Origin of the sequence: Pararobbsia alpina (genome assembly GCF_965118125.1) — a bacterium.
Taxonomy (GTDB): Bacteria; Pseudomonadota; Gammaproteobacteria; order Burkholderiales; family Burkholderiaceae; genus Pararobbsia; species Pararobbsia alpina_A.
The window spans coordinates 473,865-493,527 of record NZ_OZ221287.1; the positions used below are offsets into that span (position 1 = coordinate 473,865).

A 19,663-nucleotide genomic window follows, 5' to 3' on the forward strand; every position below is an offset into this window, starting at 1 on the left:
GCTCGTGTGCGATGCGTGATTGATGCGCGCCGGCGTGAATAGATTGCTGCTGCAGCTCGTTTACCCGTCGCAGTCCTACGTTTTGATCAGGCGACGTCATGTGCGATGCCATCGCGTGGGACACACCGCGAGGGGCATGCCATGCACAGCGCACCGGTCGAGCCGTTTCTCGAATCCCTTGTCGAGCTGCCTACCTGGGCACATCAAGCCTCGGTTGCCGACACTGCCGTTGCTCGACAGCGGGCATCGCTGTGGATAGCGAGCGTATTGCTGCTCGCGTCGTGCGGAGGCGGAGGGAGTGGCGGAGGCACCGCAAGCAGCGGCACCTCGACGGCGCCCGTGACGATGTCAGGCACAGCGGCCACAGGAAAAGCCTTGGCCAATGCGTCGGTCAGCATGACCTGTGCACGAGGATCGGGGAGCACCACGAGCGATGCCAACGGCAATTACAGCGCGTCGTTCATGGCAGCACTGCCGTGTTTAATCACGGTCACATCCGGATCGACGGTACTGCATTCGGTGGCCTTCGCCGGTGGCACATTCAACACGACGCCGGAGACTGAGTTGTTGCTCGACTACCTGTCCGCGCAACTCGGCACCAATCTCACCGGCCTGTTCGCAGGCCTGACATCAAGCGTGACGATCGAGCAAGTGCTGGGCAATGCAGCGGACGTGACGAGCGCCGAAACGGCCGTCGTGCAGACACTCGATAAAAGCAATCAGGTCTCGCTAACGACCACCGCGTTTCTGACGCAATCGTTCTCTGCGACGCAGTCTGCTGAAGACACCGATCTCGAAATGCTCAACACCGCCGGCGCAGTCGACGTCAATGGCATGCCAGTAGCAGCAACGTCGAGCGCCGTGACCGCCGCAGGCGCCGCAAACCCGATCCCCAATTCAGGCACCACCAACACCGGCGGAGCGGGAGGACAAAGCGGCGGTATAGGCGGGATGGGCGGCGGGATGATGTGACGTCTGTCTCGGATAACGCATGCAGTGCCTTTGCAAGGGCCGGCGGCAGGTTGTTATCGACAAAGAAATTCACGCGGTCAGGCTCTCTTCAAACGCCACGGCCGCCTCAACCGCTGTCGCAGGCACTTCATAAAGTTTGGCGACAAACTGCTTGTCGCCTTCTGCGACGACGGCGTCGTACAAAACCGACGTTCTGATAGACCCGTGAGTCACGACGGGCTTGCCGAATGCGATCTTCGGATCGAGAACGATTGCTCGGGTTTTTGATGACGGATACCACCGCGCGGCAGTCGAGTTCGTATCGAATTCGATGCCTCGATAGAGCGACGGTTCGATGATCTTCCGGAAAGCGTATTGTTGTTTGACCAGATCTAGCAGCTGCGTTTCGCCCGTTTCCTGAAGCGCCGAAGCAAAGATAGATCGGCCATCTGTACGGAACTGGCGCGAGGTAAAGGGGTAGTCGGTCTCGAACAGCTCACGCGCACGCTGGCTCGCTAGCCGAATGGTATGGAGACTGACGCCATGCTTGCGGAAAGCATGAACAAACCGAACCTCGAGAAGATCGTGAAAACTGATCGCGTCCAAACAATCGTCGGACAGTTCAGTTTCCCAAAGCGGCGCGTTGGCTTTCCGCGCACCGTGCTTGTCTCGAGAGGGATATCCATTCAGCCAGCGACGAAGATCACGAAGCGGAACCTTCGTCAGTTTGGCGGCTTCAGGGAAGGTGTACAGGCCTACGCCGGTCAACTGCATGTACGCCCCTCCCGTTTCGTTTGGTCGCCGATGGATTCGGCAGTGCAAGATGACGAATTCTACTGAATCCGAGCAGGCTCGGTCTGCGACGTGTGGTCGCACCGGTCGGAGCTTATCGTGCGAGTCGTTTCACCGCATTTAGATGTGAGCGCCCGGGTGTGCTGAGAGGTGCCCTACTTCCCAATACAAAACCGGCTAAAGATCACACCCAGCAAATCGTCCGAACTGAACTCGCCGGTGATCGAGTTGAGCTGGTCCTGAGCGAGACGTAACTCTTCCGCGAACAGATCGAGCGAGTCTGAACGTTGTTCGGCGTGGTCGTGCGCGATGGCCAGGTGCTCGGCAGCGGCGCGGAGTGCGGTCAGGTGACGTTCGCGCGCCAGAAACACGTCCTCGCCGCCGGGTTGCCATCCGGCGATCTTGAGCAACGCAGCCCGCAGCAGATCAATGCCTTCGCCTTCGCGTGCAGACAGGCGCACCTCGACGGCATCGCCCTCATCATCGATCACGACTTGCGCGTGCTCACCGGCAAGGTCGATCTTGTTCACGATCCGCAGGACGGGCACGCCCGCCGGAAATCGCGACGCGATGCCGATGTTGTCGACCGTCATGCCTTCGCGTGCATCAAGCAGATGCAGCACGACGTCGGCACGTTCGATCTCGTTCCACGACCGCTCGATGCCGATGCGTTCGACTTCGTCTTCCGTCGCACGCAAACCTGCCGTATCGATCACATGCAGCGGAATACCTTCGATCTGGATGGTCTGCGCGACCTTGTCGCGCGTGGTGCCGGCGATCGGCGTCACGATGGCGAGCTCGGCGCCCGCGAGTGAGTTCAGCAGCGACGATTTTCCGACGTTGGGCTCGCCCGCCAGCACGACCGACATGCCTTCGCGCAACAGCGCACCCTGACGTGCGTCCGCAAGCACGTGCGCCAGCGAGGCCCGGATCGCCGCGAGCTTGCCGCGTGCATTGGCTGCTTCGAGAAAGTCGATTTCTTCTTCAGGGAAGTCGAGCGTCGCTTCGACGAGCATGCGCAGATTGATCACGTCTTCGACGAGCGCGTGAACGAGTTTCGAGAACGCGCCATCGAGTGAGCGTCCGGCCGATCGGGCGGCGGCTTCAGTGCTTGCCTCGATCAGATCGGCGACGGCCTCGGCCTGTGCGAGATCGAGCTTGTCATTCAGAAACGCGCGACGCGTGAATTCGCCCGGCTCCGCGAGCCGCACACCCATCGCGCGCCCGACCTCGATGCAACGCTGCAACAGCAGCTGCATGATCACGGGACCGCCGTGCGCCTGGAGTTCCAGCACGGCTTCACCGGTGTAGGAATTCGGCCCGGTGAAGTACAGCGCAATCCCACGGTCGAGGATCTCGCCGCGGCCATCGTGAAATCCGCAGTAGTGCGCGTGGCGCGGGGTCAGCGCCTGACCGCAGAGTGCCTCGATGGCCGACTCGACCACTTCCCCACGGTGTTTGCCGAACGAGACGCGCACGACGCCGATCCCCCCGCGCCCCGCGGCAGTCGCTATGGCGGCAATCGGATCCTGATCGGTAGCAAGCATGGTGAAGTCTCGGTAGCACGGGCGCGTCGTTGGCCGCGAATTGTAGCGTGATGCCTGCGAGCACGAAGTCGTGTCCATCCAATGACTGCCGCTGTAAGACGAATTCGTCAAGACGCCGTCGCTCAATGGACGCCGGAAGAGGAAATGCCTGATTTCGCGATAGGCCATCATCCCGAATGGAGCGGGATGGAAGCTGATTTAAACCGAGTGGGATATCCGCGACAACATGTCGCATATTGTTTGTTCTGACTGCATGGCTTCGAACGGTCGTGCTGCGCGCGCAAAAGGCAAGTCTCGCGTTTCGGGCCGTGTCATTGAATGGGATTGCACGGCGCGAGCGCCCGTGCGAAGGGTTGCCGGAGCGCCGATTGGGGATCCGTACCCAATTGCTCGGGCGGTTGAGCATCCACGACGTCCTCAATGCAGAATTTGCCCCATGCCCTCAGACATCGAAAAACAGTCCTTCTCGCGTCGCCTGCGAGCCGCGCTCGACCAAGCCACCAAGGGCAGAGGCGCAACGGACCTTGCGCGCGAGTTCAACCTTCAGCATCGAGAAGGTGAAGGTGTGAGCGTTCAGAGTGCCCACAAGTGGCTCAGCGGCAAGGCGATCCCCACATCCGACAAGCTGGGTACGCTTGCGCGCTGGCTCAATGTGTCCGAGCACTGGCTTCACTACGGACCACCGCCCGATTCCGATGCGACGTCCAGCACGCCGTCGAACCGGTTGGGCATGGACGTCCATCCGCGTTTTGGCGAGTGTGCGTCGCTCGTGCGCAAGATCGAGGCGCTGTCGCCGCGTCATCGCCTGCTCGTCGAGGAAATCGTGACGCAGTTCTATGTGGGGTCGACCGATTGAGCCGGAGTGCCGGAAAGCGACGCAACATCGTCCCGACACCGTCTCGCTTGCGCTCACTGCCAGGTCGTCATTGAGCGCAGGCAAAAAAATAGCCCGCGTAGTCAAGCTACGGCGGGCTAAATCCATATCGGAGGACATGGAGGAGACGGGTTCAATGTACCGGGTCTGATTTTGCGCCGCAACAAGAAAAAATTAAGCGCTTGACCCCTTGTACGGGTAAACGTGGGCCTGGCACGCTCGATGCCCTGTCTGGCATGGCTCTGCAAGCCTTACGTGACAAGGCTCTGCCGTAAGCTGACAGAGCGTAATCGTTTGCGCAAACCCCTATTTTGCCCAATCCGAGAGACTCCTCTAGCCTCTGATCGGAAAAAATGGTGTGGTGCACATACGACTCATCTGTCGCGCGCGTAACCGGCTCGCGCTACTTTTTTCCGCCGGTCGCCAGCCCCTTTTGATCGAGTTCCGGGTAGTGGCGGAAGATGCACGACTCGTTGAAGGGAATCCGGCGGTCCGACTCGAGGTACGCCGCGATGCGCGGCAGTTCACGTACGCGGTCGCGTAGCGCGGCGAGCCGGGGCCACACATCGTCGAACGACTCGACGCCGAGCGGGAACGCGTACTGAGTGCCCTCGACGATCTGAAAAATCGACAGATCGACGTAGCTCCGGCTGTCGCCCACCATCCATGTGTCCCCCGCCGGATTCTGGGCGAGCACGCGCTCGAAATACCCCATGAACTTCGGCACCCGATGTTCGAGAAAGGCGGCGGAACGTTGCTTGGCCGCCGGCTTCTGGTCCTCGAAGTAAAGATTCGTCGACAACGGATGGTGCGTGTCGTGAGCTTCCGTCACGTAGTCCGCGATCGTGAGCTGGAGCGAATGCGCCCAGTATTTGCCTTGTTCGTCGGATGGCGCGAGCCCGTGCTTGTCCCCAAGGTAGAGCAGCGCGTTCGCGGTCTGGCACAGCAAAAGATCGCCTGCTTTGAGGAACGGCGGCGCGAAAGGGATATAGGCCGTGTGCCTGTCTTTCATCGGGGCCATCATCGCCTTCGTGCCACCGTGTTGCTCGGCCGGTTCGCGTGCGACATCCACGTAGGTCAGGCCGGCCTCTTCGAGCGCGAGGCGGATGAATTCGCCGCGGCCGGGCAGCCCGTCCCAGTAGTGAAGTTCGTAGCGCAGTTGACCGCTTTTGTTGTCAGTCATAGGTGCTCCGTCGTTAGGGGAATTCTGCAAGCGCAGCGATGAGTCGATGCGCGGAGGTCGATGCGTGCGTGCTCAACATAGCACCGTCACGATGCCGCGCGTCGGGAATGCACCTGGGTCGCCGGCGCACGGGATGTGCCTGCCGGGACGCTTTTCTGCGAATCGCCGGCACTCGCCAAGGTAGAATCGGCCGTTTCCCCGGCGGCAAGGTCATGAGCGCAAATCCGACAATCGAATGGACAGAGGATGATGGTGAGGCGCGCTCGGCGCATTGGCGGTCCGAGACCGGAACGCCCGCACCGCGACGCGTCGTGATTGCCGACGACACCACGACGGCCGACACGGCGTTCCGCCTTGCGTCCGAGGGAACGGGACTTCTGTGGCGCGGCGATTTCCAGAATGCGCGCCAATTGCTGCAGGCGATGGCCCGTCGCGTCGACCGCCCGCCGAAGAAAAAGAAGGCGCCGCCCGCCACGCTCATCGATGCGTTCAACCAGCATCGCCAGGCCCAATCGCAACGGGCACGCACGCTTAACGCGGTGCTGATTCCGGTCGAGGCCGATTACGGCATCGCGTTGCGTCGCGCACCCGACGTGCGCGCAGCCTGCGAACAGGCCTACGGCCCCGCCGACGGCGAACCGTCCGTCGCTTCGCTGAGAGAATTGCAAGGCCTGGTTGGCGCGTACGAATGGCGCAAACGCGGGGTCGAGATTCCCGCGCTCGGCGATCGCATTCATCCGCACTATGGTGTGTTCTCGCCCGTGCGCGGCGAATATCTTGACCTTGTGGAGCAGGCTCCGTTGCCTTCCACGTCGCTGGCTTTCGATATCGGCACAGGGACGGGCGTGCTTGCCGCGCTGCTCGCAAAACGCGGTGTCGAGCGCGTGGTGGCTACCGATCAGGATGCGCGCGCCCTCGCGTGCGCGCGCGAGAACATCGAGCGTCTCGGCTATGCGAAGCGCGTCAAAGTCGTCGAGGCCAATTTGTTTCCCGAGGGCCGGGCACCGCTTATTGTCTGCAATCCGCCCTGGCTGCCCGCTCGCCCCAGCTCCGCTCTTGAGTACGCGATCTACGATCCCGAGAGCCAGATGCTCAAGGGCTTTCTGAACGGTCTGGCTGCGCATCTCGAGCCCGGTGGAGAAGGCTGGCTGATTCTGTCAGACCTCGCCGAGCATATCGGGCTGCGCACGCGCGACGAACTCCTCGCGCTGTTCGAGCAGGCCGGGCTCACCGTGCTCGACAAACTCAGCGTGCGGCCACGGCACCCGAAGGCGAGCGACACGGAAGACCCGTTGCACGCCGCGCGCACGCGGGAGATGACCTCGTTGTGGCGCCTCGCGGCGCGGAACAATCAGGCCGCCAGATAGCTGACGACACCGCGGCCGGCAGCGACGCCGGTCGCGAAGCATGCCGTGAGTAAATACCCGCCGGTCGGCGCTTCCCAGTCGAGCATCTCGCCCGCGCAGAAGACGCCGGGCAGTGCACGCAGCATCAGGTTGGCATCGAGCGATTCGAACCTCACGCCCCCCGCGCTGCTGATCACCTCGTCGATTGGCCGGGCTCGGTCCAGACGGATCGGCAATGCTTTGATCGCCGATGCAAGGCGCGCCGGATCGGCGAAATCCTCCCTGGACACGCATTCATGCAGCAACCCTGCCTTGACGCCTGAGAGTCCAAGCCGGCTGCGCAGATGGCTCGACATCGAACGCGATCCACGCGGATGTGCAACTTCGTCGAATACACGCTCGTCGCTGAGCCCCGGCACCAGGTCGAGCAACACGGTCGCCTGATCGGCACGTGTGATTTCGTCGCGAATCACCGATGACAACGCGTAGACCAGACTGCCCTCGATGCCCGATTCCGTGACGACGCATTCGCCCTGGCGAAATGCAGTGGTACCGGCGCCGGTCACCACCGCCAGCGAGACGGACTTGAGAAAGTCCCCCGCATGCCGCGAGCGGAAGTGCTCTGTCCATGTCGTATCGAAGCCGCAATTGGCCGGCACCAGCGGGGCGATATCGACGCTGGCGGCCTGAAGCCACGGAGCCCATGCCCCGTCCGAGCCGAGCCGGGGCCAACTGGCGCCACCCAGCCCCAGCACGACGGCGTCGGCCAGAAACGAGCGTTCGCCGTCGGGGGTGACGAACGTCAGCCGATGGCCGTTGCGGTGATCCGGTCCTGAGCCTTCGATACGGTGCAGCGACGACCCTGTCCATCGGTGTCGCATATGAAATTGCACGCCGTGCTGCTTGAGCCGATGGAGCCACGCACGCAACATGGGGGCGGCTTTCATGTCGGTCGGAAAAACCCGTCCGGAGCTGCCGATAAACGTCTCGAAGCCGAGCGAGCGGGTCCACGCGCGCAGCGCCTCGGGCCGCATCAGGTCGATCAACGGGGCAAGCTGCGCACGTCGATCGCCATACCGCCCGAGGAACGCGTCGAGAGGCTCGGAGTGGGTGAGGTTCATGCCGCCCTTGCCGGCCATCAGGAACTTGCGTCCGACCGACGGCATGGCGTCGAACACGGCGACGGCAAAGCCTGCGGCAGCCATCGTTTCGGCGGCCATCAGCCCGGCAGGACCGCCACCGATCACAGCCACCGTGCGTTGGCGATGGCCCGTCGACAGCGCGTCGGACGCGTTGTCGAGGGGCGCGAGCGACATCCCCCCAGGCAACGCGCGCGCAGCGGAGGCGACATGAACGGGATCCGAATCGGGCCCGGAAGCGGGACCAGAAGCAGGATCGGAAGCGGGTCCAGAAGCAGGACCAGTCGGAAACATGTTCTGCATGAATGCGGCAAAAATTGGGCGTCGATGGCGGCGCGCGGACGTGACCATACCTCAAAACCATCGCTTATCGCGTGAATGTTCGCTCGGGCACGGACTGCCGGGCGCGCACCTGAGAGACTGGCGGCGATCGGGCAGAGGCTGAGCGGCGCACATCGAGTCACTTCGCGGCACCTGTCCGGGCATCCCGGATGCCGGCGATCGGTGGCCGGCTCGGCGTGGCCTGACATTGTGGGGATTTTGACGTGATCGACAGCGACGTGCTTGTTTCCATTTGCATCCCGACCTGTGACCGGCCGGAGTTGCTCGAGCTCGCGCTCGCGTCGTGTCTCGCGCAGACCTATCCGCACATTCAGATCGTGATCGGCGACGACTCGCGCGGCGATGCGACGCACGCGATGATGCACACGCGCTACGCGCAAGACGGTCGCATCCACTACGTTCGCAACACCCCCTCGCTCGGCCAGGGGCAAAACGTCGCAAGCCTGTTTTCGCGTGCCGAAGGCGACAAGATCCTGCTGCTGCACGACGACGACCTGCTCGAGCACGACGCGCTCGAATCGATGCTCGGCCTCTGGCGACGTCATCCCGACCTTGAAATCGCATTCGGTGATCAATATGTGATCGATATCGAGGGCAAGGTCGATCTCGAACAAAGCCGGGCCGGCAATATCGCGTTTTATCGGACCCAGCGCGCCGAAGGGCTTCAAAAGGAGCCGGGACGCACGGGCCTGGTGTCGATGTTCCCGAACAACGGATGGCTCGCGAACGCTGACCTCGTCAAGCGCGTGAACTACAAGGCGAAATTCGGCTCGGGCTGCGACTACGCGTTCGGCGTCGAAATTTGTCTCGCGGCGTCGAAGATCTACTACCTGAAGAAATACGTGTCGTCATATCGCGTGACGCCGGGTGCGATTTCGCAGACGACCGCCGTGTCGCTGAACTCGGCGGCGGTCGAGGCCTATCGCGTCGTGCACGCGCTCAAGTTGTCGCGCAATCTGGAGTCGGCTCGCCGGGTCGCCTACAAGCGCATGGTGCCGATCGTCGTCTCGACGCTGTCGAGGCACAACCAGCCGATCAACAGCCTCAAGCTCGCGCTCACGCATCTTCACGCGTACAACTACGGGCTCAGCCCGCGCTTTTACTACCACATGCTCCTGATCGGCAAATCGATGCTTCAGCGCACGCGCGGCAAACGGGCGGTGGCGTAGCGATCGGGGCACATCGGTCGCGCCGTGCGTGGATTGAAGCTCAAGCACCCGATAAGGTGGGGGCGCGGTCTAAGGCGGGCGAAGCACGCGACAGACATAAAAAAACCACCCCGAAGGGTGGTTTTTTATTGCGCCCTGCCATCAGGCTTGCCGGTCATCAGCGAGCCGGCTCGGTCTGACGCTGGCGCTGGGCTTGCTCGGCCTGCGCCGCGGCAATCGTCTGTTCCTGCACATCCAGACGCAGCAGCGGGTGGCCCGGGTTCATCGAACCCAGTTCGGCGCTCAGCTTGTTGCGCAACGACGCTTCGCCTGCCGCACGCGACTCGAACAGCGCATTGCGTTCCATGGCGTCGTTCAGGTGCTGCTTGAGCTTCTTCGCATACGCATCCCACTTCTCGTAGTTGCGGTGCACTTCTTCCATTTCAGCGTTGCGGCGCTCGACATGGGTCGCCAGCTCGCGCTGCAGGTCGTTGACCTTCTTCACGGCCTCGACTGCTGCTTCACGTTCCGAGACGAGATCCTGCTGTGCACCACCGATCGTCGAAGCGAGTTCGGCGAGTCGTGCATCGAATTCGTTCGCACGCGTTTCGGCCGTGACCACACGGGAATCGGCGTAGTCGAGTTCGTTGAGCAGTCGATCGATTTCGCCTTGCATGCGATCGATCTCAGCCTGCGCGTCGCCCGACACACCGTCCGAATGAGCGGCGACGAGCTTGTCACGATCCGCGTCGTACATCTGGATCGAGCGGCGCAGGTCGTCGTTTTCACGCGAAATCTGGGCCATCGCTTCGGCGTGGCTCGTGCGCTGATCCGACAGTTCCGAATGCGCCTGCGCGAGTTCGATACCGAGTTCCGTCAGGCGCGACTGCAGTTCGTTCTGACGCGTTGCTTCGCCGATCGAATCGACGCGGCTCGCGCGTTCGTTGTCGAGCTCGGCTTGCGCGTGCTCGAGCGAGGCATTCAGTTCCGATGCGCGCGCTTCGAGTGCGGCCGTCTGGGCTTCGCTCGATGCGAGTCGATCGTGCTGGGCGGCCAGCTTGGCCTGAAGATCGGCGAGTTCTGCACCACGCGCATCCGCTTGCGCCGCTGCCGGCGACAGCTCGGCGATCTGTGCGTTCAGTGCGTCGATCTTGGCTTGAGCCGCGGCGGCATCTCTTTGCAATGCGTCGATGTGCGCGGCCGACGATGCGACCTGCGTGCTCAGATGATCCGATTGCGCCGCAGCTTGCTGTGCCAGACCGTTGGCGTGGGCCGACGAGTCTGCCATCTGCTGTTGCAGATGCTCGATATGCGCCGACGACACGCTGGCTTGCTGGTTCAGCGCATCCACTTGGGCCACTGCGGCGGCGTAACGCTGGCTCAGGCTTTCGAGTTGCGCGCGGGCTTCGCCGTGTTCCTTGCGCAGCGTTTCTGCGTCGGCCACTGCGGCGGCGTGCTGTTGCGACAACGTGTCGAGCTGCGAGGTCGAATCCGCGTTCTGCGACATCAGCGTGTCGACCTGAGCCGCCGAGATTTCACCTTGCTGCGTCAGCGTTTCGATTTGGGCGGCGGCGCCTTGTGCCTGCTGCGTCAGCACTTCGATGCGAGCCGCCGCTTCCGTGGCTTCCAGCGACAGCTGATCGACCTTCGACGCGGCTTGCGTGGCCTGCTGTGCGTGTGCGGCAGCCGCAGCGCTCGACTCGGCAACGTGTGCGGTCAGGTCTGCGACGTTCGTGGTCAGTTCGGCGACGCGTGCCGATTGCTCCGCAGCGCGTGCGGTCTGCTCGGTGGCGCGCTGCTCCGAAGCGTGGAGTTGCGACTTGAGCGCTTCGACTGTCGAAGCCGCGTCCGTGACCTGCGCGTTCAGTTCGGCGATCTTCGCTTCGTCCGCGGCCGCCTTCATATTGAGGTCCGACGCGGAGTTCTGGGCTTCCGAAGCCTGGCTCGCGAGCTCGCTTGCGAGTGCGCTGACTTCCGTCACTTGCGCGTTGAGCTTGGCGATCTCGGCATCCTTCGCCTGCAGCTGAGCCGTCAGCGCGCTGGCTTGCGCTGCGTGGGCGGCACCCTGGTCGACCAGCGCCTGAAGCTCCTTGAGCTGCTGCGCATAGGCGGCGTGATCCTGAGCCCGTGCCTCGTTCGCCGCAGCCAGTTCGTTACGGCCGCGCTCGAGGTCCGTCGACATCTGGAGCATCTTGTGGTCGGCGGCACCTGCGCGCACTTCGGCCTGTTCGGCGCGGCTGTTCGCGTAGATCAGGTCGGCCGACACGCGCGAGAGCTCGTCGCTCTTTTCCTGGTATGCATCCGACAGCTCACCTTGGCGACGGCGGCTCGACTCGAGCTCCTCCACCGTGATCTGAAGTTCCTGAAGCGCCTCGTCCCGTTCGGCGTTGGCCTCGTCGATGCGCTTCGAAGTCAGGCGCAAGCGGCGCGACGCATCTTTTTGCGCTTCGTCGTTTGCGGCCGTCCAGAGGCGATCGAGAGCCGACAGCATCAAGTCCGAAATATCGTTCGGCAGTGCAGGGCGCTCATATTGCTGACCCAGCGCCATCGACTGCGACTCGCGCCAGCGGCGCAGCGCGGCCGCGACCGTGACGATCGAGCCACCGTGGACTTCGGACCAGACTTCGAGAGGGGAGACTTTGCGGCCTTCGACGGTCAGACGTTGGGCGATTTCGCTGACAATGTCGTCGGTTACTTCGGGGGTGGTGCCAGCCATGGTGCCTCGGCAATCGGTATAGAGGTGAAATCAGGTACTTGTTTCGGTCAAACCGGCGTTTCGGGGGAACCGTCGATTCAGGCCGTGCTGCGCAATTCGGGAGGCGATCGCTCGAGGGTCGGCTTCGACATGCTCTGCTCGCCACGGTACAGGCGTTACAGTAGCCGAATTGATCCGCATCGATCGGGCAAACAGAGCGCCGAACGCCCCTTATTTCATGATGCTTTGTTGATAACCCACGTGAACTTCCGCGTCGCAAGCGTCGTGCCGCATGGCACGGACTGCTTGTGCCACGCAACATCAGGCCAGGCCATCACTGTGTTTTCCCCGGATTGACGACATCCGCGTGGGTCTTATCGCACAGCCCGAAGCGCTGCTACATCCATGAACCGCAATCATTTTTTATGGGCGCACCCGACGTATTGCGGTGCATCGCCCGGACTTGTACGCCATCAAGAATAGGACGCAAGTTTGGCAGGAATAGGGCGGATTTTATTGCGTAGAAGTTCGGCATCCGAAGTGTTGTAAATGAGTCGGATCGAGCGGGTATCAACAGGGATTAACCGGTATTCACTGATGGTGAATTCACGGTGAGTTCCGAAGCCTCGATACAGCGACCGAATCATTGATTGCCGCGCATCTGGCATCCGGCGCAAGCATTAGCGTAAGTATTTTGAAAGAATATCAGCCCTTTCCACTTCCTTACCGCCCTATTACCTTCACATTAAGATGCTGAAATCCGCGCCTGATCGCGGTCGCATTTCGTCCCTTTCGCAATACCTATATATATCCGCCCTGGAGCCCGCATGAATCTCGTTTCGCTGGCCAACTTCGGCTCCGACAACGTCGGCCTGATCAACGGCTTCCGTTTCTCGCCGGGCGAGCCTGGCGTGGCCATCGAATTGCCCGAAGCGGCCGAGTGGCTCGAATCCGCACCGCACGGCGAAGACTTTCTCTGGGTCCACCTGAACCTCGCGCGATCGTCATGTGAGCGCTGGATGCGCACACATCTCGACCTGCCCGACGAGTTCTTCGACGCCTTGCGGGACGGTTCGCGCTCGACGCGGATCGAGCAGCTCGAAGGCAAACTCCTCGCCGTCGTCAACGACGTGATCTTCAACTTCGACCTTGCTTCGTCGGATATCTCCACGCTTTGGGTCTGCGTGACGCCGAACCTGCTCGTCACGGCGCGCCTCACGCCCTTGCGTTCAGTTGACAAGCTGAGCGCCGCCGTGAAGCGCGGCGAAACATTCCGCTCACCCGGCGAGCTGCTCGTGCATCTGCTGCGCGATCAGGCCGATGTGCTTGCGCAAATCGTGCGTCAGACGAGCCTCGGCGCGGACCGCGTCGAGGACCAGCTGCTGTCCCAACGCCTGCTCGACAACCGGGCCAACCTCGGCTCGATGCGGCGCGTGCTCGTGCGGCTGCAGCGCGTGCTGGCGCCCGAGCCGGGGTCGCTGTTCCGCCTGCTCAACAAGCCGCCCGCATGGCTCAACGACCTCGACGTTCAGGATCTGCGCGAGTCGACCGAAGAGTTCTCGGTCGTGCTCAACGACCTCACCTCGCTCGTCGAGCGCATCAAGCTGCTGCAGGAAGAAATCGCCGCGAAGCTCAACGAGCAGACCAACAACACGCTGTTCACGCTGACGGTCGTCACCGTGCTCGCCCTGCCGATCAATATCGTCGCGGGCCTGTTCGGCATGAATGTGGGCGGGATTCCGCTCGCCAATCACCGGCACGGGTTCTGGGTTCTCGTGCTGCTCGTGGCGACGTTTACCGGAATTGCAGGCTGGTGGGCCTTCAGAAGACAGCGGCGGTATTGAGTCGCCGCAGCATTGAGCAGCCGTGCTTTCAAGGTAGGGTGTGAAGTCCGGCGTCGCTCAGCGGTGCCCCGTCTACCCGCAAAACGGCTCCGTCTGAAATCAGAGCGGGGTCAGCGCGTCGCTGATGGCCGGCACCGGCATCGCATCGAAGTCGGCATCGCGCCACGCCTGTTCGACAAGCGCGGCGTGCTCCGGGGCGTCGCTCGTATGCATCCCTTGCAGCGCCCGGATACGGAGATCGACGGCGTGGCAGCGCGGATAGTCGCGCACGCGCAGGACGGGATCGATGGTCGTGAAAACGGCCGTAGTCGGCACGTCGAAGCCGGCCGCAGCGTGCACGGCGGCCGAATCGGCCGTCACAAGCGCACGCGCACCGCGGATCCAGCTCAGGAACGTCGCCGTATCGGGCGACAGGCCTCGGATATCGATGTAGCGCGGATGGTCGATCGGCGCAAAGCCCAGCACCGGCAGGCCGTGCGCATCCCAGAGCCGGTCGATCCAGGCGGCATGCATCGACGCCGGAATCTGACGGATCGGCGTGCTGGCCTCGGGACTGAACAATACATAGGGGCGGTCTGCCCAAGGGGCCGGCAGCTTGGGCAACGTCAATCCGGTGAGCCAGCGATTGGCCTTGTCCGACGCGGGCACGAGCGACGGATCGACACCGATGGCGCGCAGGAAGAAGTCGATCATCGGCATCGTCGCAAACGACGGCCAATAGGCAATGTTGCCAAGGTCGACGACCAGCTCGTCTTTCGCGATGCTCGCGACCGGCCAGGGCAATTGCCTGATTTCGCCGATGCGAACCGTATGGGCGAGCCGATAGAGCTGTTCGACATAGTCCGGCGCCGAAGCGGGCCGGTACAGCACGAGTTCGAGCGGCGGGTGCGTGCGGCGCAGCCAGTGCAATGCCGTCAAACCGACGATCGAATCGCCGAGCACCACGCCCATTGCGCCGATCAGATGAACGACATGGATCTGGCGGGCCGGCAGCGTAAATGGGGCATGAGCTGCGGTGGAGACATTGCGCAGCGTCGCGAGCGAGCGGGGCGTCGCGCTCGGGAATGGACGGTGGCCCGTTTCGATGTCGTACGGCAGATCGATCAGACGTCCGTCGGTAACCCAGGAGCCCCGGTGCGCGAGGATGGCTTCGCGGGGGGCCGCATTCTGATCGCCCGCGCCGGCGTTGGATGCGGAGCCTTGCGACGCCTCCCGGTGGGGGGCGTCGGACAGATCGGCTTGGTCGGCGGTCGTGGTGTTCACGGTCGGGTTCCCTGCGTCGCACGCGGCGAATTGATCGCTACTGTACCGTGTTTCGAGTGCGCGCTCATCGTTCGCCCCCGCTGGCTTGTTGCACGCTTATTACGCGCTCACCAGGTACGCGCTCACCAGGCGCCCGATTCGGTCACGCCGATGTCGAGCGGGATGTCGTGCGGTTCCCGCGGAAGGGCGTCGACGCGACCTGCGTCGAACGCGATGCCGACTGTCACTGGCCGACGCAGGCCACGAGACGCGAACGCGGCCAGCGTCCGGTCATAAAAACCGCCGCCGTAGCCGAGGCGAAATCGCGCATCGTCGATGCCGACACACGGGATCAGCAGCAAGTCGGGCTCGACTTCGATCTGCGATTCCGGCACCGGAATATCGAAGCGGCCATTGCGCATCGCGTCGCCGGGCGCCCAGCGATGAAAGGCCATGGGCGTATCGCGTTCGACGACAACCGGAAGCGCGGCAACGGCATCCGGACGCGTGGCAGACCATCGGGCGAGTGCAGGTCGAGGATCGAATTCGGCGGCGATCGGCCAATAGATCGCGACGCACTTTGGGGCGCGATCCGCCAAAACGCGGACGACATGATCGCTCAATCGGGCGTTGCGCAATTCGTCGAAAAGCAACTGTTGTCTTGTTGCCAGCAACGCCTTGCGCAGCGCGGTTTTAGAGCGTGCGAGCTCAGGATCGCGTGCTATGCTTTGCGCCACTGAATTGCCTCGTATCAATGATGTCGAAGAGTCTCGTCCGAGTATATCGCGTGGTCGCCGCGCTTATCGCCGGTGTCACGCTGGTGGCATGCAGCAGTGCCTCACCGATTCGCCCGATTGCTGCCGCCGGACTCTCTCCGGACGATCAGGCATTTATGCAGTTGCGCGACGCCGCGCGACAGAACGATGTGGGTCAGGCCGCGAGCCTCGCTGCGCGTCTTTCGAGCTATCCGATTCCTTCGTACGTCGAGTATTTCGCGCTCAAGCCGCAGCTGTTCGACGGTTTCGGGCACGCGAATCCGAACGCGCCCGACGATCAGATCCTTGCGTACCTCGACAAATATGACGGTCAGGCGATCGCCGACCGGCTGCGCAACGACTATTTGCTCGTGCTCGGTTCGCGCCACGACTGGAAGAATTTCGACGCCCAATACAAGCGCTTCGCGCTCGACGACGACACGCAGGTCAAGTGCTACGCGCTCGAAAGCCGGCTCAACCATAACGAGAACGTGACCGAGCCGGCGCGTGCGCTGCTCGTCGAGCCGAAGAACTACGGTGACGCCTGTGTCGATCTGATCACGGCGATGGCGCTCAAGGGCCAGCTGACGAGCGACGACGTCTGGCAGCAGATCCGCATCTCGTACGAAGACAACTACGTCAACACGGGCAACCGGATCGCCGACGCGCTTGGCCAGCAACGCCCCGACGACACGCTGCTCGACATGGCGGCGAACAAGCCGCCGCTGTTGCTCGCGCGCGGTGTGTCGATGAATACGCCTTCGCACCAGCTTGCGCTGCTGGCGATCACGCGCATGGCACGCAATGATCCCGCCGTCGCCGCTGCGACGTACTCGTCGATCGCGCAGGCGCTTGCGCCGGAAGAGCGCTCGATTGGCTGGGGCACCATCGGTTATCAGGCTGCGCTCAAGCAGGTGCCGGGTGCGGTCGATTGGTACCGCTTGTCGGTCAATGCGCCGATGTCGTATCCGGCGTATGAATGGCGTGTGCGTTCCGCGCTGGCCATCGGCGACTGGACGATGGTGCGCTGGGCGATCGAGTCGATGCCCGGTACGCTGCGCACGCGTCCGGCGTGGGTGTACTGGCACGGGCGTGCTTTGAAGGCGCTCGGTGACCCCGTGGGCGCCGCAGCTGATTTCGGGTTAATTGCGTCGCGCTACGATTTCTATGGCCAGCTCGCCACCGAAGAACTCGGCAATCCGATCACCGTGCCCGCGCGCACGACGGTTACGGATGATGAGATCCGTGCCATGCGCAACGTGCCTGGCTTCGCGCTCGCTCAACGCTTCTACGCGATGAACCTGCGGTTCGAAGGCAACCGCGAATGGAACTGGGCGCTGCGTGGCATGACCGATCGTCAATTGCTGGCGGCCGCCCAGTATGCGAAGTCGGTCGAACTCTATGATCGGGTCGTCAACACCGCCGATCGCACGCAGCAAGAGCACGATTTCACCCTGCGCTATGCGGCGCCGTTCAAGGACATCGTCGAGCGTGACGCGAAGCAAAACGATCTCGACGTCGAATGGGCGTATGGGCTGATTCGCCAGGAATCGCGTTTTGTGATCGCGGCGCGGTCGGGCGTGGGCGCGCAAGGGCTGATGCAGCTGATGCCGGGCACCGCCAATCTGGTCGCGCGCAAGATCGGGCTGGGTTCGCTGTCCTCGGATCAGATGTCCGATATCGACACCAATATCCTGCTCGGCACGACGTATCTGTCGATGGTCTACAACCAGTTCGACGGCTCGGCCGTGCTCGCGTCCGCGGCTTACAACGCAGGCCCGGGCCGCTCCCGCCAATGGAAGGCGGCCCTGACGAAGCCCGAAGAAGGGGCAATCTTCGCCGAAACGATCCCGTTCACCGAAACGCGGGATTACGTGAAGAATGTGCTGTCGAACACGGTCTACTACGCCGCTTTGTTCGAGGGCAAACCGCAATCGCTGAAGGTGCGCCTGGGCTTTATCGAGCCCTGATTGGTCCTTGATTGCGCCTTGATTGAGCCTTGCGCCTCCGCCCGGGGACGCCGCGTTAATATCCTGTCTTGAGCCCGTGCATCTCGTGCACGGGGTCGGGACGGCATGCCATGTGCTGCCGCCGATAACAATGCGTCGATCTCGGAGGAGCGAAGATGGAACACAACACGGTGGCCGTGCTCGGTGGTTCCGGATTTGTAGGCGCGAGCGTGATCAACCGTCTCGTCGCACGCGGGCACAAGGTCAAGGTTGCAACGCGGCGCCGTTCTCACGCCCAACATCTGCTGATGCTGCCTGTCGATGTTGTCGAAACGAATATCCACGATACCGACCGGCTTGTGCAGTTTGTGAGCGGCTGTGACGCCGTGATCAATCTGGTCGGCGTTCTCCACGGCGGTACGGGCGATCCGTACGGGCCGGGTTTCTCCGTGGCGCACGTCGAACTGCCTCAGAAACTGGTGCTGGCGTGTCGTGCCGCGAAGCTGCGTCGCATCGTGCACGTCAGCGCGTTGCCGGCTGATCCCGAGGGGCCGAGCATGTATCTGCGCTCGAAGGGGGACGGCGAGCGCGTGTTGCGGGAAGCGCGCGATCTTCAGATGACGATTTTCCGACCCTCGGTTGTGTTTGGCCCGGGCGATCGCTTCCTCAATACGTTCGCCGATCTGCAGCGCCTGTTTCCCGTCATACCCCTTGCGTGCCCGGATGCGAAGATCCAGCCGATCTTCATCGGCGATCTGGCGGACGCCATCGTCAACTCGATCGACCTGGATCTGACGCTGAACAACACGTATGACGTTGCGGGGCCGCGCGTCTATACGCTCGAGGAGCTCGTCCACTACGCCGGGCTCGCGATCGGGCGTCCGCGCAAGATCATTCGAATGCCGACGTCGCTCGCCCATCTGCAGGCGCTGACCTTCGAGATGATGCCCGGCGAGCCGCCGATTACGCGCGATAATCTTGCGTCGTTGACGGTTCCCTCGACGTCCGACGTACGCCTGCCGCCGGAGCTTGGCGTGCAGCTCACGAGTCTGGAGGCGGTTGCCACGGACTATCTGCGAGGCAGCGCCCTGCAGGCACGGCTCGACGGATACCGGGCCAGTGCGCACCGATAGCCAACAAGGATCCCATGAAGCTCGTCATTGCCAACAAGAACTACTCGTCGTGGTCGATGCGTCCGTGGTTGCTGCTCAAGCACTTCGGCATTCCGTTCGAGGAGATCCAGGTCTGGCTGGATCAGCCTGACACGCGTGAGCAGATCCTCAAGTATTCGCCGTCGGGCCGGGTGCCCGCGCTGATCGACGATCGCGGCCATGCGATCTGGGATTCGCTGGCCATCGCCGAAACGCTGGCTGAGCGGTTTCCGCAGCACGCGCTGTGGCCGGTGAATCCGGCCGCACGTGGCCTCGCTCGGTCGATCAGTGCGGAGATGCACTCGGGCTTCACCGACGTGCGTCAGACGATGCCGATGAACATCAAGATCAGCCGGCCCGATATCGGCCGGCGCGACGAAGTGCGTGACTCCGTTTCGCGTATCGATGCGTTGTGGCGTCAATGTCTTGCCGCGAGCGGAGGACCGTTCTTGTTCGGTGAGTTTTGCATCGCCGATGCGATGTATGCGCCCATCGTGATGCGCTTCAATTCGTATCAGCCTGGCGGATTGTCAGCCGAGTCGCTCGCGTATATCGAGCGCGTGAAGGCTTTGCCGGCGGTGCGCGAGTGGATCGACGGGTCGAAGGATGAACCCGCGATTCAGTATTACGACGCGATAGCTTGAGGCATCTGGATAGCTTCAACCTGCGCTTCCACGAGCACTTCACACAGTGCTGTACAGGCAG

At 62.7% G+C, this 19,663-nt stretch carries 15 protein-coding genes; 8 read left to right on the top strand and 7 right to left on the bottom strand.

Annotated elements, in window-relative coordinates; genetic code table 11:
• The first annotated feature begins 141 nt into the window (after positions 1-141).
• On the top strand, positions 142-972 hold the full coding sequence (locus tag ACMFWR_RS01955; RefSeq protein ID WP_413193372.1) for a hypothetical protein: 831 nt from the start codon (positions 142-144) through the stop codon (positions 970-972).
• 69 nt (positions 973-1,041) lie between these two features.
• Here the strand turns inward: ACMFWR_RS01955 and ACMFWR_RS01960 are convergent, their stop codons facing one another.
• Together ACMFWR_RS01960 and mnmE are read right to left on the bottom strand one after the other, a co-directional pair.
• Positions 1,042-1,725, bottom strand: coding sequence for a DUF433 domain-containing protein (locus tag ACMFWR_RS01960; RefSeq protein ID WP_413193373.1), 684 nt, complete (start codon positions 1,723-1,725; stop codon positions 1,042-1,044).
• 173 nt (positions 1,726-1,898) lie between these two features.
• On the bottom strand, positions 1,899-3,290 hold the full coding sequence (mnmE, locus tag ACMFWR_RS01965) for a tRNA uridine-5-carboxymethylaminomethyl(34) synthesis GTPase MnmE (protein WP_413193374.1): 1,392 nt from the start codon (positions 3,288-3,290) through the stop codon (positions 1,899-1,901).
• A 436-nt stretch (positions 3,291-3,726) separates the two neighbouring features.
• Here mnmE and ACMFWR_RS01970 point away from each other — a divergent pair, with 436 nt between their 5' ends.
• The gene (locus tag ACMFWR_RS01970) at positions 3,727-4,146 is read left to right on the top strand and encodes a transcriptional regulator (protein ID WP_413193375.1); all 420 of its coding nucleotides are present in this window, start codon (positions 3,727-3,729) and stop codon (positions 4,144-4,146) included.
• A gap of 421 nt (positions 4,147-4,567) precedes the next feature.
• Here the strand turns inward: ACMFWR_RS01970 and ACMFWR_RS01975 are convergent, their stop codons facing one another.
• Positions 4,568-5,323 carry a glutathione S-transferase gene (locus tag ACMFWR_RS01975; protein ID WP_413194738.1) on the bottom strand — a complete coding sequence of 252 codons (756 nt, stop codon included), beginning with the start codon at positions 5,321-5,323 and terminating at the stop codon, positions 4,568-4,570.
• A gap of 236 nt (positions 5,324-5,559) precedes the next feature.
• Here ACMFWR_RS01975 and ACMFWR_RS01980 point away from each other — a divergent pair, with 236 nt between their 5' ends.
• Positions 5,560-6,714 carry a methyltransferase gene (locus ACMFWR_RS01980; protein WP_413193376.1) on the top strand — a complete coding sequence of 385 codons (1,155 nt, stop codon included), beginning with the start codon at positions 5,560-5,562 and terminating at the stop codon, positions 6,712-6,714.
• Here ACMFWR_RS01980 and ACMFWR_RS01985 read toward each other — a convergent pair.
• Complete coding sequence (locus tag ACMFWR_RS01985) at positions 6,699-7,973, bottom strand: TIGR03862 family flavoprotein (RefSeq protein WP_413194739.1); 1,275 nt, start codon at positions 7,971-7,973, stop codon at positions 6,699-6,701. The two genes, ACMFWR_RS01980 and ACMFWR_RS01985, sit on opposite strands and share 16 nt — an antisense overlap.
• 404 nt (positions 7,974-8,377) lie before the next feature.
• Here ACMFWR_RS01985 and ACMFWR_RS01990 point away from each other — a divergent pair, with 404 nt between their 5' ends.
• Positions 8,378-9,343, top strand: a complete 966-nt coding sequence (locus tag ACMFWR_RS01990; RefSeq protein ID WP_413193377.1) for a glycosyltransferase family 2 protein — start codon at positions 8,378-8,380, stop codon at positions 9,341-9,343.
• Between the two features lie 157 nt (positions 9,344-9,500).
• On the opposite strand, the gene ACMFWR_RS01995 is transcribed toward ACMFWR_RS01990, so the two are convergent.
• On the bottom strand, positions 9,501-12,038 hold the full coding sequence (locus tag ACMFWR_RS01995; protein ID WP_413193378.1) for a DNA-binding protein: 2,538 nt from the start codon (positions 12,036-12,038) through the stop codon (positions 9,501-9,503).
• A gap of 806 nt (positions 12,039-12,844) precedes the next feature.
• Between ACMFWR_RS01995 and ACMFWR_RS02000 the strand changes: the two genes are divergently transcribed.
• Positions 12,845-13,861, top strand: coding sequence for a transporter (locus ACMFWR_RS02000; RefSeq protein WP_413193379.1), 1,017 nt, complete (start codon positions 12,845-12,847; stop codon positions 13,859-13,861).
• Between the two features lie 99 nt (positions 13,862-13,960).
• On the opposite strand, the gene ACMFWR_RS02005 is transcribed toward ACMFWR_RS02000, so the two are convergent.
• Together ACMFWR_RS02005 and ACMFWR_RS02010 are read right to left on the bottom strand one after the other, a co-directional pair.
• On the bottom strand, positions 13,961-15,124 hold the full coding sequence (locus ACMFWR_RS02005; protein ID WP_413193380.1) for an ADP-heptose--LPS heptosyltransferase: 1,164 nt from the start codon (positions 15,122-15,124) through the stop codon (positions 13,961-13,963).
• Positions 15,125-15,246: 122 nt separating this feature from the next.
• Positions 15,247-15,840: a 5-formyltetrahydrofolate cyclo-ligase gene (locus ACMFWR_RS02010; protein WP_413193381.1), complete on the bottom strand. Its 594-nt coding sequence runs from the start codon at positions 15,838-15,840 to the stop codon at positions 15,247-15,249.
• A gap of 20 nt (positions 15,841-15,860) precedes the next feature.
• Here ACMFWR_RS02010 and ACMFWR_RS02015 point away from each other — a divergent pair, with 20 nt between their 5' ends.
• From ACMFWR_RS02015 to ACMFWR_RS02025, 3 genes are all read left to right on the top strand, one after another.
• Positions 15,861-17,828, top strand: a complete 1,968-nt coding sequence (locus ACMFWR_RS02015; RefSeq protein ID WP_413194740.1) for a transglycosylase SLT domain-containing protein — start codon at positions 15,861-15,863, stop codon at positions 17,826-17,828.
• Positions 17,829-17,983: 155 nt separating this feature from the next.
• On the top strand, positions 17,984-18,940 hold the full coding sequence (locus tag ACMFWR_RS02020; protein WP_413193382.1) for a complex I NDUFA9 subunit family protein: 957 nt from the start codon (positions 17,984-17,986) through the stop codon (positions 18,938-18,940).
• A 14-nt stretch (positions 18,941-18,954) separates the two neighbouring features.
• Positions 18,955-19,602 carry a glutathione S-transferase family protein gene (locus tag ACMFWR_RS02025; RefSeq protein ID WP_413193383.1) on the top strand — a complete coding sequence of 216 codons (648 nt, stop codon included), beginning with the start codon at positions 18,955-18,957 and terminating at the stop codon, positions 19,600-19,602.
• The last annotated feature ends 61 nt before the right edge of the window (positions 19,603-19,663 follow it).